This is a genomic window from Bacillus sp. VA15, from assembly GCF_055721145.1.
Map to the genome: position 1 here is coordinate 51,577 of NZ_JBVQPQ010000002.1, position 17,314 is coordinate 68,890.

The following is a 17,314-nucleotide window of genomic DNA, read 5'->3' on the forward strand; positions in this document are numbered from 1 at the left end:
CGGGGACAGCCGTCAGCCGCCTTCGAAGCAAGAATTTAAATTTACTGGAGGGATTTAAATGTCAGAATTTAAACAACAGGAACTGTTCTGGAGCAACATGTTCGACGCGGAAGATCGTCCCATTGCATTCCCTTCGTTTCACATGTCGGACTCATCAGCATTAGAGCACGATGCTTTAAACACCTCTAACAGTATTCATACTTCATTGCGATCCGATGTATCCCTGCGCATCATGACGATGGCGAATCAATCACCAATGGCCGTTTATTTGGTTCTCTTGGTTGGTATCAAGTGCCTTTTGCACAAATATACAGGGGAAGAGAGTATTATTGTAGGTGTCCCAACCTTCGAAGACGAAACCGATGAAGACCTTCGTTTGGATCAAATTATGTTGCTCAAACAAAACATAAATGAGAACAGTACGTTTAAATCCATATTTAATGAATTCAAACATACGCTGAACGATGCCATCTTAAATCAGGATGTTCCTTTTGATAAAATGGTCGGTCCATTAAATCTAACCTACAATTCCAACCATTTGCCAATGATCCCTGCGATCGTATCATTAGATCAAATTCACCTCACCCATTTTAAAGAGACAGCTGCTTCAGATACATTATTTCAATTTGACATCAAGAATGACGCTATTCATTTAAAAGTAACTTACAACGAACAAGCTTATGATCATCAGTATATGTTGCAAGTGATCGAACATTTAAATCGCCTTTATTCAATCATACTATTTCAACCTGACATCACCATTAGCCAGCTTCATATTTTGACTGACACGGAAATTAATACATTTCAAGACTATAATCAAACGGCGGCCGAGTATCCGCGAGAAAAAACGATTCATCAATTGTTTGAGGAACAAGCGAATCGTACGCCGGATCAAGTGGCTGTCGTGTACGAGGAAAGCCAGCTGACGTACCAGGAACTTAATGAAAAGGCGAATCGGATCGCTCGAACGCTGCAATCCGAAGGTGTGCATCCGGATCAGCCGGTAGGGATTATGGCCGAACGCTCCCTGGAAATGATCGTAGGGCTCTTTGGGATTTTGAAAGCTGGTGGTGCGTATGTGCCGATTGATCCGAGCTATCCTGAGGAACGGATTCGATACATATTGGAAGATTCAGATACGAAGTTGCTATTAGCGCAAAGTCATCTGCGGGAGAAAGTGCCTTTTACGGGGAAAGTGCTGGATATGGAAGATCCGCAAACCTTCAGCGAAGACGGTTCAAACTTGGAATCGACTTCCGGTCCGAATCAGTTGGCATATGTCATCTATACATCAGGATCAACAGGTAAGCCGAAAGGGGTTATGGTGGAGCACCGCTCAGTGATCAATCGACTGGTGTGGATGCAGGAAAATTACCCGCTGGATAAACGGGATGCAATTCTGCAAAAAACCGCGATCACTTTTGATGTATCGGTATGGGAACTGTTCTGGTGGTCAATCGTAGGCTCTAAAGTGGTATTGTTGCCAAACGGAGGAGAAAAGAACCCTGAGTTGATATTGGATACAATTGCACAAAAAGGTGTCAGCACATTGCATTTTGTACCAGCGATGCTGCATGCTTTTCTGGAATCAATGGAACAGAAGCCCGGCGAAAAGCTAAAGCGAAAGCTGGCGTCGTTAAGATATGTGTTTGCAAGCGGCGAAGCCTTAACGCCCAAACATGTGGACGGGTTTCAGCGCATTATAGCACCGGTGAGCCATGCTCAAATCATCAACCTGTACGGACCGACTGAGGCAACGATCGATGTATCGTACTTTGAATGCAAGGCGGACAAAAGGTATACCTCGGTTCCTATAGGCAAGCCGATTTCAAACATTCAATTGTATATATTACAGGCCGGACATATGCAGCCAGTTGGTGTGGCAGGAGAACTGTGCATAGCAGGAGATGGACTTGCGCGGGGCTATTTGAACCGCCCAGAGCTGACGGCGGAGAAATTTGTAGATAACCCGTTTTCAGCGGGAGAGCGGATGTACCGGACGGGAGATTTAGCAAGGTGGCTGCCGGACGGAAATATCGAGTATTTGGGCCGAATCGACCACCAGGTGAAAATTCGGGGTTATCGGATTGAAACTGGCGAAGTCGAGGCCGCTTTATTCCATATCCCGTCAATTCAGGAATCCATCGTTCTAGCACAAGAAATCAACGGGGAAACATCCCTGTGCGCCTATTACACCGCAAACGATACTTTAACGGCAGGCGAGCTTCGGGAGCATCTATCCAGACAGCTGCCTTCCTATATGATACCTGCTTATTTCATTCAGCTGAAAGCGATGCCGCTAACTTTGAATGGAAAAATAGATCGCCGGGCACTGCCTTCTCCGAGAGAGAATCTCACAGGTATGAACTATACAGCTCCGCGGACAGAACTGGAAAAAATACTAGCCGCAACGTGGGAGTCAGTATTAGGCTTAGAGCGGGTCGGAGTCTCGGATCATTTCTTCGAATTAGGGGGGGACTCCATTAAGTCGATTCAAGTGTCCTCAAGATTATACCAAGCCGGGTATAAGTTTGAAATCAAACACTTGTTTAAATACCCAACGATCTCTGAACTTGTTCCCTATGTAGAACCGGTCACCCGAGTTGCAGAACAAGGGGAAATCAAAGGTCCGGCTTTGCTGACGCCTATTCAACATTGGTTTTTTGACCAGCAACACCCCGATCTGCACCACTATAATCAAGCGGTCATGCTTTATTGGAAAGAGGGATTGAATGTACCGATGCTTCAGGAAGTCATGAGAAAGATCGTCGAGCATCATGATGCTTTGCGCATGGTCTTTGTTCCTGCAAAACATGGATACGAAGCTCGAAATCGGGGGATCGACGAAGGGGATCTATTCAGTCTTGAAGTGTTCTCGTTACACGAAGAAAACAATGTTGCCCAAGCGATTGAAACATTATCCAATGAGATTCAGCAATCCATTCAATTAGCTGAAGGCCCGCTCATTAAACTGGGATTGTTTCAGTGTCATGATGGAGATCATTTGCTGATTGTGGCCCATCATTTAGTCATCGATGGCGTTTCATGGAGAATATTAATCGAAGATATAGCGGCTGCTTACGAGCAGCTGCAAAACAGAGAAGCGATCCAGCTTCCAAAGAAAACGGATTCCTACCTGTTATGGGCGGAACAGTTGAAACGTTATGCAGGAAGTCCGGAGTTTGAAATGAAAAATCAATACTGGTTCCAGCATGAACATATTCCAGCACCTAAACTGCCAAAGGATAACGAGCAGGAAATCGGCCTAGCCGAAGACCGGGAAACGATCATCGTCCAATGGACGGCAGAGGAAACAGAGCGGTTATTAAAAAACGCTCATCGAGCTTATACGACTGAAATAAACGATTTATTGCTGACCGGGCTGGGAATTGCTATTCATCGTTGGACTGGACACGAAGACATTCTCATTCATCTTGAAGGACATGGCAGAGAGTCTATTATTCCAGACCTCGATATTTCACGTACAGTGGGCTGGTTTACGAGCCAATACCCGGTATTCCTTCCCATCAAGGCGGACCAAGATATCTCGCAGCAGATTAAAACCGTGAAAGAACATTTGCGTAAGATTCCCCAAAAAGGAATAGGTTACGGCCTGATCAAGTATTTATCCGATCACCGAGAGGCTCGGGAATTTACCGGACAACCGGAAATTAGTTTTAATTTTCTGGGGCAATTTGATCAAGATTTACAAAAAGGGGGTATTGAGGTATCACCTTACCCCAGCGGAAAAATAGCCAGCGACAAGCATCCCATCACCTATGCCCTTGATATTAACGGCATGATTTCAAACGGACAATTGTCACTGGCAATTAGCTACTGCGGTAAACAATATCATAAAGAAACAATGGAAACATGCGCCGATCTGTTAAAAAGCAGTTTGCGACAAGTCATCGAACATTGTACGGCCCAGGATCAAGTTCAGCTGACACCAAGCGATATTTCGTTAAAAGAAATATCTATCGACGAACTAGATCAATTTGTGCAACAAGCACAGCATCTTGGTGAAATTGAAAATATATATCCGTTAACCCCTATGCAGAAGGGAATGTTGTTCCATAGTTTAATTGATTCGGCTTCCGGAGCTTACTTTGAACAAGCGGGTTTTGATTTGAAGGGCCTCTTGGATATCGAGGCTTTTATGATGAGTTTGTCGCAGCTGGCCAAAAGATATGACATTCTGCGAACTCAATTTTATACCGAATGGAAAGAACAGCCCTTGCAAATTGTGCTCCGGCATAAGCCGATTGAAACTGTCGTTGAAGATATTCGCAATATGAATGTTGATCAACGCAGCGAGTTCATTGCTGCTTTTGCGAGAAAAGATAAGGAGCGGGGATTCAATCTTACCCGCGATGCTTTAATGCGCGTATCGATCCTGCGAACCGATGAAGACAAAGCGCGATTGATTTGGAGCTTTCATCATATTTTAATGGATGGCTGGTGCTTGCCGCTGATTACGAAAGAAGTGTTTGAAACCTATTATGCGATTATTGAGCGTAGGCAACCGAAGCGTGACGCCGTGACGCCGTACAGACGATATATCGAATGGCTGGATGAACAAGATCACGAGCAAGCTGCAGTCTATTGGCGGGATTATTTGGACGGTTATGAAGGGCAAACTGTTTTGTTGAAAGAACCATTTTCCGATCAGGCCAGAGGATATCAAAAACAAAAGCTTGCGTGCCGTCTCGGAAAGCAGCTCACAGAGGAAATCAAACGAGCCGCAAGTCAACATCATGTCACCGTTAATACATGGATGCAAACCGCATGGGGCTTGTTGCTGCAAAGATATAACGGTACTCAGGATGTCGTTTTCGGCACTGTCGTATCCGGCCGGCCGGCAGACATTCCGGGTATTGAATCAATGGTAGGCCTATTTATTAATACCATTCCCATACGTGTTTGTGCTCAACCAGAGATGACAGTTGCACAAGTATTGAAAATGAACCAGGAGCATGCACTGGCATCTCAACCATACGATACATTTCCATTGTATGAAATTCAGGCTCAAACCGAACAAAAGCAGCAGTTGATCAATCATATTATGGTATTTGAGAATTACCCGGTCGAGAAACAAATGAAGCATATGAAGCGGGATCACGACGTCTTAGACATTAGTGATTTCCATTTGGAAGAACATACTCATTACGATTTTAATTTCATTGTAATGCCGGCTGAAGATATGGAAATGCATTTTGTATACAATGCCAATGTTTATGATCAAGCAACTGTTGAACGGATACAAGCACATTTTATGGAAATCATCAAGCAAATGGTAAACGATACGGCGATGCATGTTCAAGAACTCGATATCCTTTCGGCAGATGAGCGATCGCTCCTTATCGAAAAATGTAACGATACAGCGACCGAGTATCCAAAGGAAAAAACAATTTATCAATTGTTTGAGGAACAAGCGGCGCGAACACCTGAGCAGGTCGCAATTGTTTTTGAGGATCAGAAACTGACCTACCGCCAATTAAATGAACAAGCAAATCAATTGGCACGAACCTTAAGGGCCAAGGGAGTGAGGCCGGACCGAACCGCAGCTATCGTCAGCGACCACAGCATTGAACTGGTTGTGGGAATTCTGGCCGTATTAAAAGCCGGCGGCGCCTACGTGCCTATTGATCCGGATTATCCAGAGCAGCGTATACAGTATATATTAGACGATTCCAAAACAGAAATTGTCTTGACACAGAGCCATCTTCAGCAGCGATTGGCCCATGAAGGCACAATCGTTCTATTGGATGATGAAAATTCTTATCACGAAGAGCGCTCTAATCTTGAGCGGATAAGCAATATAAAAGATTTGGCGTATGTCATCTATACATCGGGCTCTACAGGAAAGCCTAAAGGGGTATTAATCGAGCATCAAGGCTTAACCAATTATATTTGGTGGGCTGACAGGGTGTATGTAAAAGGTGAGAAAACGACCTTTCCGCTATATTCATCCATTGCTTTCGACTTAACGGTAACATCTATTTTTACACCGCTCATCAGCGGCAATGCCATCATTGTCTACGGAGATAAAGACAGGACGACTTTGCTTTCATCCATTGTTGAGGATTCCAGGGTTGATATTATCAAGCTGACCCCGGCTCATTTGCAGTTATTGAAAGAAATGAACATCTCGCCTGAGTGCACGATCCGGAAAATGATTGTCGGCGGCGACAATTTAAGTACACGGCTGGCAAAAAGCATCAGCGCACAATTTCAAGATCAAATTGAAATCTTTAACGAATACGGGCCAACGGAAACTGTAGTCGGATGTATGATTTATATCTACGATCCGAAGAAAGACAGACAGGAATCGGTGCCAATTGGTAAGCCTGCGGCCAATATGAACATTTATCTGCTGGATTCGGGTATGAAACCGGTGCCGATCGGTGTCCCCGGAGAAATGTATATTAGCGGAGCCGGAGTAGCCAGGGGATATTTGAACCGTCCTGACTTAACGGCTGAAAAATTTGTTGAACATCCGTTTGCCGCAGGCGAGAAAATGTACAAAACGGGCGATGCCGCCCGCTGGTTGCCGGATGGACATATGGAGTATTTGGGACGAATCGATCATCAGGTGAAAGTCCGAGGCTACCGTATTGAACTCGGCGAGGTCGAAGCGGCTTTATTGCAAGTGGAATCTGTTAAAGAAGCGGTCGTCCTCGCGGTCGAAGAAGAGAGCTCCAACCAGTTGTGTGCTTATGTGACAGGAGACGAATCATTAAAAACGCTCCAGCTCAAGCAGCAATTGCAGGACAAACTGCCCGCTTATATGATTCCAGCCTACTTTGTACGGGTAGATGAAATGCCTTTAACAGCCAATGGCAAAATCGATCGAAAAGCTTTGCCCGCTCCTGATGGAAATATGCTGGCCGGAACCGAGTATGCTGCTCCCCGAACGTTGATTGAAAAGCAGCTGGCTGAGATATGGAAAGACGTTTTGGCTCATTCTGAGCTGGGGATTAAAGATAACTTCTTTGACGTTGGCGGCCATTCACTCAAAGTATTACAATTAGTTGATCAAATTAAAGCCGTTATGGGAATCAAATTGCATTATCACGTCGTTTACGAAGCCTCTACCATCGAAACAATGGCACGGGCTATTCAAGCCGCGGCTTTACCGTCCAAGACGGAAAACGTATTCGTCAAGTTGAATCAAAACGGTTCGATCCCTGTGTTCTGTTTCCCTCCATTAATTGGGTATGGGTTGGTTTATAATGAAATGGCGAACAGGCTTGATGGCGACTGCGTTGTCTATGCCGCTGATTTTACAGAAGACCCATCCTATGAGAAACCGATAATTGACCGGTATGCAGAAAGCATGATAGACATTCAAGAACAGGGACCATTTGTTTTGCTTGGATATTCTTCAGGATCGAATTTGGCTTTTGAAGTGGCCAAAGCCTTGGAGCAGCGAGGACGCACCGTATCTGATGTGATTATGCTGGACTCTCAAATCACCACTTCGTTGACTCATTTATCTGAAAAGGAAGTAGAAGAGATCGTCCATCTAAATCTGGATATTATTCCGATTTATTATAGAGAGATATTAACCATTCCTTCAATAAAAGAAAAAATTAGAGGCTATCTTGCATATCATAATCAACTGATCAATTCCGGTACCATCAATGCCAACATTCATCACTTGTTATGCGACGATATGACCGAAAGAGGTTGGACGCACTCAACCGCTCACAATTACCAGGAATATGAATTAAAGGGCGGCCACGTTACAATATTTGATCCTCAATATATTGAAGAGAACGTGAATACGATTCGGTCTATCATGAAAAATATTGAAGAACGGCATTTTGGTGAGCTTGTACCTCATGAACAACTGCCATATACGAGTCGCACAAAATCTGATCGAAAATAAGGTGCTGGTTGAAGAACGCTTTAACTTCACCCATAAAGTTTACCTCTGAATGATGAGGCAGCAGATTAGCGGACAGGGGCCATTCTCTGTCCGTCTTTCTTTTTGTATTAAGAATGGATAGCAGACACTTGGGAATGATAACATCATCCTTTTTCTTGGAGGCTTGTCATGGATCGTCTTTCTTTGCTTACTTTTATCATGTTGATTCTAGCCAGTTACAGGCTGACACATTTGATTGTATTCGATAAAATCACGGAATTTATCCGAAAACCTTTTATGAAAAAGAAAAGGATTGTTGATCAAAACGGACATGTAGACGAAAAAAGCGTGCCAGCTTCTAACTTTGGATACATGCTCAATTGCTACTGGTGTGCCGGCGTTTGGTGTGCAATCTTGATTGGACTGGGATATCTCTTTTTGCCTCGTATTGCAGTTCCAGTCATCTTTATTTTAGCCATCGCAGGAGCACAGGCGATTCTTGAAACAGCTGTCGGTGTCGGCGTAAAACTCATTGATGTGTTAAAGAGCCTGCAAACCATGATAAATGATAAAAAGTCCTAAAGCAGCGGAACAAAATGCTTCAGGACTTTTTTCGTTTATCTGGTGATATAGACATAAATCCTGATTTCTTCAATCCGATTAAGCACCCTTTTACAGCCCGGGAATACCGTAATAGCGAATAGTGAAAGTGATGTAATGGGGGAGAAGAAACAGAATGAAGGTTTGTCAAAAGTCGATTGTCCGTTTCCTTGTCAGCTTGATCATCGGAACGTTTGTCATCTCCGTTCCGTTAATGGCCAATGCGCAGCCTGACAGGGAACTGAGAGCCGTATGGATTGCTTCCGTATTGAACATTGATTGGCCGTCAAAAAAAGGTTTATCGGTGGAAGAGCAAAAGCAGGAGTATATCAAACTGCTGGACGATGTGCAAAAAATGGGGATGAATGCCGTTATTGTTCAGATTAAACCGACGGCAGATGCCTTTTATCCGTCCGCTTACGGACCTTGGTCTGAATACTTAACCGGTGTCCAAGGGAAAGACCCGGGCTATGATCCGCTTGCATTTATGATTGAAGAAACCCATAAACGAAATTTAGAATTTCACGCATGGTTTAATCCTTACCGCATTACAATGAATCATACGGACCTCAATAAATTGTCTAAGGATCACCCGGCAAGACAGCATCCAGACTGGGTTGCCGCTTATGGAAACCAGCTTTATTATCATCCGGGCATTCCTGAAGCGAGAGATTTTATCGTCAAAGGTATCGAAGAAGTGGTAAAACAGTATGATATCGACGCCGTTCATATGGATGATTATTTTTACCCTTATAAAATAGCGGGACAGGAATTTCCTGATCAAACACAGTATGAACAATACGGAAAAGGCACTTTTTCCAATATTGATGACTGGCGGCGGGATAATGTGAACCAGCTTGTCAAACAAATCAACCAAACAATTAAAGCTGCAAAGCCATATGTCAAATTCGGCATCAGTCCCTTTGGTGTATGGAGAAACGCGGCAGATGACCCAACCGGATCGAATACCAAAGCAGGCGTCAGGAACTATGACGACCTTTATGCAGATACGAGACATTGGATCCAAGAAGGCGACATCGATTATATTGCTCCGCAAATCTATTGGAGCATCGGCTTCAATGCAGCAGCTTACGACGTACTGGCTGATTGGTGGAGCAATGAAGTCAAAAATAGGCCTGTTCATTTATATATTGGCCAGGCAGCCTATAAAATCAATAATAACTTTGATCCGCCATGGTCCGACCCGGAGGAGTATGTAAGACAAATCACCTTGAACCGTCAGCTTGAGCTTGTGAAAGGAAGCATGCATTTCAGCCTCAAAGACCTCAACAAAAATCCGCTTGGCATCAAAGACAGGCTCATTATCGAGCTTTACAGCAAACCGGCACTGGTTCCGCAAATGCCTTGGCTTGACAGTACCGCCCCAAATAAACCGAAGCTTACGAAGGTCACCGAAGACAAAAACGGCAATCTTCTGCACATACAAGACCACCCATCAAATCAAGAAACGAAAGAAACAGCCTATTATGCGATATACAGAGCCGAAGGGAAAAAGCACAAAACATTGCTGGCAACCGCTAGAAAAACAAATGAGCAGCAAACCTTCTTAGATGAGACGGCAGAACCAAACAAGAAATATACGTATTATGTCACTTCAGCAGACCGGCTCCATAACGAAAGCAAGGCTTCCAAACGAAAGACAAAATAAGAAATGAGAAGGACGGCTTTCTAAGTCGTCTTTTTTTAAAAAGTTATTTTGGTAGATAAGATACTTATGATGAGCCGCTGAATTTGTTAAAGAAAAGCAAGGGAGGGACTCACATGAATATGGAAGCGGTTTTTGCACATTTCCCAGTATTGGAATCTGAAAGTCTAGTTTTAAGTAACATCAAAGAGGAGCACGTACAAGATGTATTTTCAATCTACGATAATGACAAAGTGTTCGAATACTGCGGCATCATTCCGAGGGAAAGGCTTTGCCACTGAATCCGTCCGCATGCTTGTCTCATTTTTATTTGAGAAAGTCAATGTAAATAGAATTACAATCTGAAAATCACTGTCTGACAGAAGAGCTCACTCAATTGTGGGGCGAATCTCCGATTAAAGGCGTTTCTTTAACGACAAGGGGAATCATGCTGAATGCTTTAATTGACGGGCTTGCCAGACAGTCTCTCGTTTCCGGTGATTTTCCATCAGAAGATGTTTATCAAGAGCTCGAATGGATCTTGGAGAAGCTGACTGAAAAAATGACATAACACGAAAGGAGATCAAACATGTTTACTCAAAAATTAGGTCTTGTCCTTACGTTTTCATTTCTCGTCTGGTTCGGTGCCACGCTATTTTTTGTTCTGTTCGGAGACGCTGTATTAACTGATCCGGCTGAAGAACCTTTTTGCTGAACTTTCTTCTTCTGGAAGCTGGCACTGCTCGTTTTATGCCTTGTGTTCTTTCTCTATCAAAGATCACAGGACACGGTGATCAAGCTGGGCATATGGGGATCAGCGGTCGGTTTATTGATTGATACGATTTCCCTTTGGAGCCATCCCATCATCTTTCCAGCGCTATCAAAGGAACAGGTCAGCGTTTGCCATATGGATGGTATGCGCCTATGGCATGTATTTGCTTATCCCATTGATGTTTTCACGTAAAAAATGACTCGGTTTTAATTTTCAGACTTCTTTTGTCAGGGAATGATTACAGAACTCGCCTAATAGGATGTTACAAAGATGTGAAGGAGGAAATCAAGTGAATTTTGAGCTGACAAAAGAACAACAAATGGTTCGTGAAATGGTAAAGGATTTTGCGAAAAAAGAAATCGCTCCTCACGCTGAACATATAGATCAAACGGGCGAGTTCCCGATACAAACATTTAAAAAAATGGGTGAGCTCGGGCTGATGGGTATTCCATTTCCCGAAGAATACGGCGGATCAGGCGGCGATACGATTTCATATGCCTTAGCGGTTGAAGAAATCGGCAAAGCCTGCGGAAGTACTGGATTAAGCTACGCTGCAGCGGTCTCGCTCGGCGCAAGTCCTCTTTATTACTTCGGAACAGAAGAACAAAAACGGGCGCATTTGACTCCGCTGGCTTCAGGCAAAGCACTCGGGTCATTCGGCCTGACGGAACCAAATGCCGGCTCAGATGCAGGAGGGACTCAAACGAAAGCCATTACAAATGGTGATGAGTATGTAATCAACGGCGAAAAGTGCTGGATCACGAATGCAAGTTACGCACGAACGGTGATTGTAACCGCAGTAACAGGCAAAAACAAAGAAGGAAAAAACATCATCTCCGCATTGATCGTGCCAACTGACACAGCCGGACTTACGATTACGAGCCCGTACGATAAAATGGGTGTCCGCGGTTCAAATACAGCGGAAATTTTGCTTGAGGATGTGAGAGTGCCTGCGGGCAACTTACTTGGCGATCCAACAAAAGGGTTTAAGCAGTTTCTATACACGCTGGACGGCGGACGAATCTCCATCGCTGCTCTTGCAGTCGGCATCGCCCAAGCGGCACTTGAAGCATCATTGGCATATGCGAAAGAACGAAAGCAGTTCGGACAGCCGATTTCTTCCTTTCAGGCCATCCAATTTAAGCTTGCTGACATGGCGATGGAAATTGATCTTGCACGGCAAATGGTGTTAAAAGCCGCTTGGCTGAAAGACCATAACCGTCCGTTCACAAAAGAAGCAGCATATGCCAAGCTGTTTGCATCTGAAATGGCGACAAGAGCTTGTAATCAAGCCATTCAAATCCATGGAGGTTCAGGCTACATGAAGGAATATGGGGTAGAACGGATGCTGCGGGACGCAAAATTAATGGAAATCGGTGAAGGCACATCTGAAATTCAGCGTATCGTGATTGCCAGACAGCTATTGAAATAAAATGTAAACGCTTTCCAATTACTTAGAAAGGAGGAACAATGAATGGCTGAACTCATCCATTCCACAATCGGCAGACTGCTGGAACAAATCGCTGAAACCTATCCCGATCAAGAAGCGGTTGTTTATCCAGACAGAAAAATTCGCTATACGTACGCCCAATTTGACAGTCTGTGCCGTCAAACCGCTAAAGGACTCATGCGGATGGGGATTGGGAAAGGAGACCATGTAGCCATATGGGCTTCGAATATCCCCGAATGGCTTGCCGTTCAGTTCGCCACCGCAAAAATCGGAGCTGTGCTCGTGACCGTCAATACTAATTATCAAGCACACGAACTCGATTACTTGTTAAAGCAATCGGATGCTGCCGCTCTTATTGTCATGGATTCATACCGGGGCACTTCATACACAGACATCCTGAAGAGCCTCATTCCAGAGCTGCAAGAAACAGAGCCTGGCCAGCTGAAATCAGAACGATATCCCTTTTTAAAAACGCTGATCTATATTGGCGATAAACGTTTGCCGGGCATGTATCATTGGAACGATACAGAAATACTTGCGAAAACAGTGTCGGATGCTGAGCTGGAAGCCAGAATGAACAGCCTTGAAAAAGACGATGTGATTAACATGCAATACACATCAGGAACGACAGGGTTTCCTAAAGGGGTAATGCTGACCCATTTTAATGTCATCAATAATGCTGCCAATATCGCTGAATGTATGGCATTAACCTCGCAAGACCGCATGTGCATCCCGGTTCCGTTTTTCCATTGCTTCGGATGCGTGCTTGGGGTTTTAGCGTGTGTGTCTGTCGGGGCAGCCATGATACCTGTACAAGAATTTGATCCCGTTACCGTCCTTAAAACGGTAGAAAAAGAGAAATGCACAGCGCTCCACGGTGTGCCGACCATGTTTATCGCCGAGCTGCATCATCCGGATTTTGATGCATATGATCTATCGACGCTCCGAACAGGCATCATGGCCGGCTCTCCCTGTCCAAGTGAAGTGATGAAAGCTGTTATTGAAAAGATGGGCATGAAAGACATTACGATCGCCTATGGACAAACCGAAGCCTCACCGGTCATTACGCAAACGAGGGCACATGATTCCTTCTTAAGGAGAGTCGAAACAACCGGCCGTGCCCTGCCTCATGCAGAAGTGAAAATTGTAGAACCCGGGACATGTCAAGAAGTTCAAAGAGGCGTGCAGGGAGAGCTTTGCACCCGCGGCTATCACGTTATGAAAGGCTATTATAAAGACGAAGAAGCGACCAGAAAAGCAATCAATCCCGATGGATGGCTGTTTACCGGAGATCTTGCTGTCATGGATGAAGACGGGTACTGCCGCATCACCGGAAGATTAAAAGACATGCTCATTAGAGGCGGTGAGAACATTTACCCGCGGGAAATCGAAGAATTTTTATATCGGCATCCTGATATTTTAGATGTACAGGTCGTTGGTGTGCCTGACGCCAAATTCGGGGAGGAGGCCGCAGCCTGGATTAAACTGAAAGACGGAAAAACCGCTTCACCTGAAGAACTTAAGGACTATTGCAAAGGGAAAATCGCCCGCCACAAAATTCCGCGTTATGTTATTTTTACAGACGAGTACCCGATGACGGCTTCAGGCAAAATTCAAAAATATAAACTGCGTGAAAAAACGATTAAAATGTTCAACTTATCATCATGTCAATGAGGTGAAGTCATGTTTACAAAAGTACTGATCGCCAATCGTGGAGAAATCGCAATGAGAATTATCCGAACGTGCAGCCGTCTCGGCATCAAAACGGTCGCGGTTTATTCTGAAGCAGACAGAGATGCTCCCCATACAAAGGCGGCCACAGAGGCTTATTTGATCGGGGAATCAAGAGTCAGTGAAAGTTATTTAAATATAGAGAGAATCATAGAGACAGCGAAAAAAGCAAACGCCGACGCCATCCACCCGGGATACGGGTTATTATCAGAAAACAGCCGATTCGCTGAATGCTGCAAGCAAGAAAACATCGTGTTTATCGGCCCTGCACCCGATATCATCGCAAAGATGGGTAGCAAAATTGAAGCACGTAAAGCAATGGAAGCGGCAGGTGTCCCTGTGGTGCCCGGCGTTTCAGAATCCCTCGGAGACATAGAGGCAGCCTGCCGCACTGCAAGACAAATCGGCTATCCTGTCATGCTGAAAGCTTCAGCAGGCGGAGGCGGCATCGGTATGCAGCTTGTTCAAAACGAGGAAGCATTAAGAAAGGCGTACGAGGGGAACAAAAAGCGCGCAGCAGATTTTTTCGGTGACGGTTCAATGTATATAGAGAAAGTCATTGAACATGCCCGCCACATCGAAGTTCAGCTTTTGGCCGATCAGCATGGCCATACAATACACCTGTTTGAACGCGATTGCTCTGTTCAGAGGCGGCATCAAAAGGTCATAGAAGAAGCGCCGTCACCATTTTTAGACGATAAACTAAGAATGAAGATCGGGCAAACGGCCGTAAAAGGAGCGAAAGCGATCGGCTATACAAATGCAGGCACAATCGAATTTTTAGTTGACCCGAATCAAAACTTTTATTTCCTCGAAATGAATACGAGATTGCAAGTTGAACACCCCGTGACTGAAGAAATAACGGGCCTGGACTTAGTGGAGCATCAGTTACGGATTTCTGCGGGCCATACTCTCACATTCTCCCAGCAAGACATCAAACGAAACGGGCATGCGATAGAGGTTAGAATATACGCGGAAGATCCCAAGACCTTCTATCCGTCACCAGGTACAATCACTGCGTTTTCACTCCCAAAAGGGGTCAGACACGAATGTGCGGTAGCAAAAGACAGCACCGTTACCCCTTTTTATGACCCGATGATCGCCAAGATGATTGTCAAAGGCCAAACCAGAGCGGAGGCCATTGAAAAGCTGGAGACAGCGCTCCGCGACTATCGGATAGAGGGAATCAAAACAAATCTTCCGCTTCTCATACAGGCTGCGGCATCAAAAGCATTTAAAAAAGGGGATGTCACGACTGACTTTTTGAAACAACACCTATAAAGGAGGCAGTTGTCATGACGGTTATGATACAAATGGCGGGAAACCTGTGGAAAGTGCACGTCAAAGCCGGCGACCACATTGAAAAAGGCCAGGAAGTTGCCATTTTGGAATCAATGAAAATGGAAATCCCGATCGTTGCAGACAGAAGCGGAACCGTAAAAGAAGTCAAAAAAAATGAAGGCGATTTTGTAAATGAAGGAGACGTGTTGCTCGAATTGAGCGATTCCACTCAATAATTTGGAGGAAGACCATGTCATATCCTAAAAAAGTGAAAATCAAAGAGGTCGGCCCGCGTGACGGCTTACAAAACGAGCCCAGATGGATACAAACAGAAGATAAAATCGCTTGGATCAACCAGCTATCCCGGACAGGGCTTTCGTATATTGAAATCACATCCTTCGTTCACCCGAAATGGATTCCGGCACTTCGAGATGCCATAGACGTGGCAAAAGGCATCGACCGTGCAAAAGGGGTAACGTACGCGGCACTTGTCCCGAATCAAAAGGGGCTGGAGAATGCGCTTGAAGGAGGCATTGACGAAGCTTGCGTCTTTATGTCCGCCAGCGAGACGCACAACAGAAAGAACATCAACAAATCTACTACTGAAACCCTTCATATTCTAAAACAAGTAAACGATGACGCAAAAAAAGCAAACCTCTCAACAAGAGCCTACCTCTCAACCGTTTTCGGCTGTCCGTACGAGAAAGATGTCCCCATTGAACAAGTCATCCGCCTTTCTGAAGCCCTATTTGAATTCGGGATTTCTGAACTATCGCTTGGAGATACGATCGGAGCGGCAAATCCCGCCCAAGTTGAAACCGTGCTTGAAGCTCTTTTGGCACGATTCCCGGCCAATCAAATTGCCCTGCATTTTCATGATACGAGAGGAACGGCGCTGGCCAACATGGTCACAGCTCTCCAAATGGGCATCACTGTGTTCGACGGCTCGACAGGCGGACTCGGAGGCTGTCCATATGCCCCAGGTTCCTCCGGAAACGCTGCAACTGAGGATATCGTATACATGCTTGAACAGATGGACATCAAAACAAATGTAAATCTTGATAAACTGCTATCCGCAGCCAAATGGATAGAAGAAAAAATGGGCAAGCAGCTGCCAAGCCGAAATTTACAGGTATTTAAATCATCTTCATAAAAGAGAGGGCAAATACAATGGGAGAATCGGTTCTTTTTACTGTCCAAAATGAACATATTGCGTTGATCACCTTAAACAGGCCTCAGGCGGCAAATGCTCTTTCAGCGGAAATGCTTAGAAGCCTGCAATTGATTCTTCAGGAAATTGAATTCAACTCGAACATCCGCTGCGTCATCCTCACAGGCACCGGTGAAAAAGCGTTTTGCGCGGGCGCAGACCTGAAAGAACGGATAAAACTAAAAGAAGATCAGGTTCTGGAAAGTGTATCTCTCATTCAAAGAACGGCGGCTTTCCTTGAAGCCTTGCCGCAGCCGGTCATAGCCGCGATAAACGGAAGCGCATTAGGCGGCGGGCTAGAATTGGCATTGGCATGCGACCTTCGAATCGCAGCTGAATCAGCTGTGCTGGGCCTCCCGGAAACAGGGTTAGCTATTATCCCAGGCGCTGGTGGGACCCAAAGGCTGCCCCGGCTGATTGGCAGAGGAAAAGCAAAAGAATTAATTTATACAGGCAGACGCGTAACCGCACACGAAGCAAAAGAGATAGGCCTTGTAGAGCATGTCACGGCTCCTCGTGACCTCATGCCAAAAGCAGAGGAACTGGCCGCAGCTATTTCTGCCAACGGGCCGATTGCTGTCCGTCAGGCTAAATTCGCAATTAATAAAGGGTTGGAGACAGATCTTGCTACAGGCCTGGCAATTGAACAAAAAGCATATGAACATACCATTCCGACAAAAGACAGGAGAGAAGGACTTGAAGCGTTTCAAGAAAAAAGACGGGCCGTATATAAGGGAATATAAAAGGGAGGC

11 protein-coding genes and 1 pseudogene are annotated in these 17,314 nt (G+C 45.0%); all 12 read left to right on the forward strand.

The features are described from left to right. Positions 1–58: 58 nt before the first annotated feature. On the forward strand, positions 59–7,894 hold the full coding sequence (locus AC0DBE_RS05455; RefSeq protein ID WP_472961386.1) for an amino acid adenylation domain-containing protein: 7,836 nt from the start codon (positions 59–61) through the stop codon (positions 7,892–7,894). A gap of 168 nt (positions 7,895–8,062) precedes the next feature. Continuing rightward, a complete protein-coding gene (locus tag AC0DBE_RS05460) occupies positions 8,063–8,455 on the forward strand; it encodes a DUF1360 domain-containing protein (RefSeq protein ID WP_003220186.1) in 393 nt (130 codons plus the stop codon). 154 nt (positions 8,456–8,609) lie between these two features. Continuing rightward, positions 8,610–10,142: a glycoside hydrolase family 10-like protein gene (locus AC0DBE_RS05465; protein ID WP_472961388.1), complete on the forward strand. Its 1,533-nt coding sequence runs from the start codon at positions 8,610–8,612 to the stop codon at positions 10,140–10,142. Between the two features lie 113 nt (positions 10,143–10,255). Then, positions 10,256–10,420: a hypothetical protein gene (locus AC0DBE_RS05470; RefSeq protein ID WP_472961390.1), complete on the forward strand. Its 165-nt coding sequence runs from the start codon at positions 10,256–10,258 to the stop codon at positions 10,418–10,420. A gap of 95 nt (positions 10,421–10,515) precedes the next feature. Next, positions 10,516–10,689, forward strand: a complete 174-nt coding sequence (locus tag AC0DBE_RS05475) for a hypothetical protein (RefSeq protein WP_472961392.1) — start codon at positions 10,516–10,518, stop codon at positions 10,687–10,689. A 93-nt stretch (positions 10,690–10,782) separates the two neighbouring features. Next, a pseudogene (locus AC0DBE_RS05480) lies at positions 10,783–11,089 on the forward strand (DUF5367 family protein). Between the two features lie 90 nt (positions 11,090–11,179). Further along, a complete protein-coding gene (locus tag AC0DBE_RS05485) occupies positions 11,180–12,322 on the forward strand; it encodes an acyl-CoA dehydrogenase family protein (RefSeq protein ID WP_472961394.1) in 1,143 nt (380 codons plus the stop codon). A 42-nt stretch (positions 12,323–12,364) separates the two neighbouring features. After that, on the forward strand, positions 12,365–14,014 hold the full coding sequence (locus AC0DBE_RS05490) for an AMP-binding protein (protein WP_472961396.1): 1,650 nt from the start codon (positions 12,365–12,367) through the stop codon (positions 14,012–14,014). 9 nt (positions 14,015–14,023) lie between these two features. Continuing rightward, complete coding sequence (locus tag AC0DBE_RS05495) at positions 14,024–15,352, forward strand: acetyl-CoA carboxylase biotin carboxylase subunit (protein WP_472961398.1); 1,329 nt, start codon at positions 14,024–14,026, stop codon at positions 15,350–15,352. Positions 15,353–15,366: 14 nt separating this feature from the next. Then, entirely contained in the window at positions 15,367–15,588 is a 222-nt protein-coding gene (locus AC0DBE_RS05500) for an acetyl-CoA carboxylase biotin carboxyl carrier protein subunit (RefSeq protein WP_072181940.1), read from the forward strand. 14 nt (positions 15,589–15,602) lie between these two features. Beyond that, complete coding sequence (gene ldeG / locus AC0DBE_RS05505; RefSeq protein WP_090557881.1) at positions 15,603–16,505, forward strand: hydroxymethylglutaryl-CoA lyase; 903 nt, start codon at positions 15,603–15,605, stop codon at positions 16,503–16,505. 17 nt (positions 16,506–16,522) lie between these two features. After that, positions 16,523–17,305 (forward strand): enoyl-CoA hydratase, encoded by a 783-nt coding sequence (locus tag AC0DBE_RS05510; RefSeq protein ID WP_014113958.1) that lies wholly within the window; start codon positions 16,523–16,525, stop codon positions 17,303–17,305. The last annotated feature ends 9 nt before the right edge of the window (positions 17,306–17,314 follow it).

Bases quoted from the DNA above. Each gene is read 5' to 3' on its own strand.
- AC0DBE_RS05455 (WP_472961386.1), top strand. From the start codon at position 59: ATGTCAGAATTTAAACAACAGGAACTGTTCTGGAGCAACATGTTCGAC.
- AC0DBE_RS05460 (WP_003220186.1), top strand. From the start codon at position 8,063: ATGGATCGTCTTTCTTTGCTTACTTTTATCATGTTGATTCTAGCCAGT.
- AC0DBE_RS05465 (WP_472961388.1), top strand. From the start codon at position 8,610: ATGAAGGTTTGTCAAAAGTCGATTGTCCGTTTCCTTGTCAGCTTGATC.
- AC0DBE_RS05470 (WP_472961390.1), top strand. From the start codon at position 10,256: ATGAATATGGAAGCGGTTTTTGCACATTTCCCAGTATTGGAATCTGAA.
- AC0DBE_RS05490 (WP_472961396.1), top strand. From the start codon at position 12,365: ATGGCTGAACTCATCCATTCCACAATCGGCAGACTGCTGGAACAAATC.
- AC0DBE_RS05495 (WP_472961398.1), top strand. From the start codon at position 14,024: ATGTTTACAAAAGTACTGATCGCCAATCGTGGAGAAATCGCAATGAGA.
- AC0DBE_RS05500 (WP_072181940.1), top strand. From the start codon at position 15,367: ATGACGGTTATGATACAAATGGCGGGAAACCTGTGGAAAGTGCACGTC.
- ldeG (WP_090557881.1), top strand. From the start codon at position 15,603: ATGTCATATCCTAAAAAAGTGAAAATCAAAGAGGTCGGCCCGCGTGAC.
- AC0DBE_RS05510 (WP_014113958.1), top strand. From the start codon at position 16,523: ATGGGAGAATCGGTTCTTTTTACTGTCCAAAATGAACATATTGCGTTG.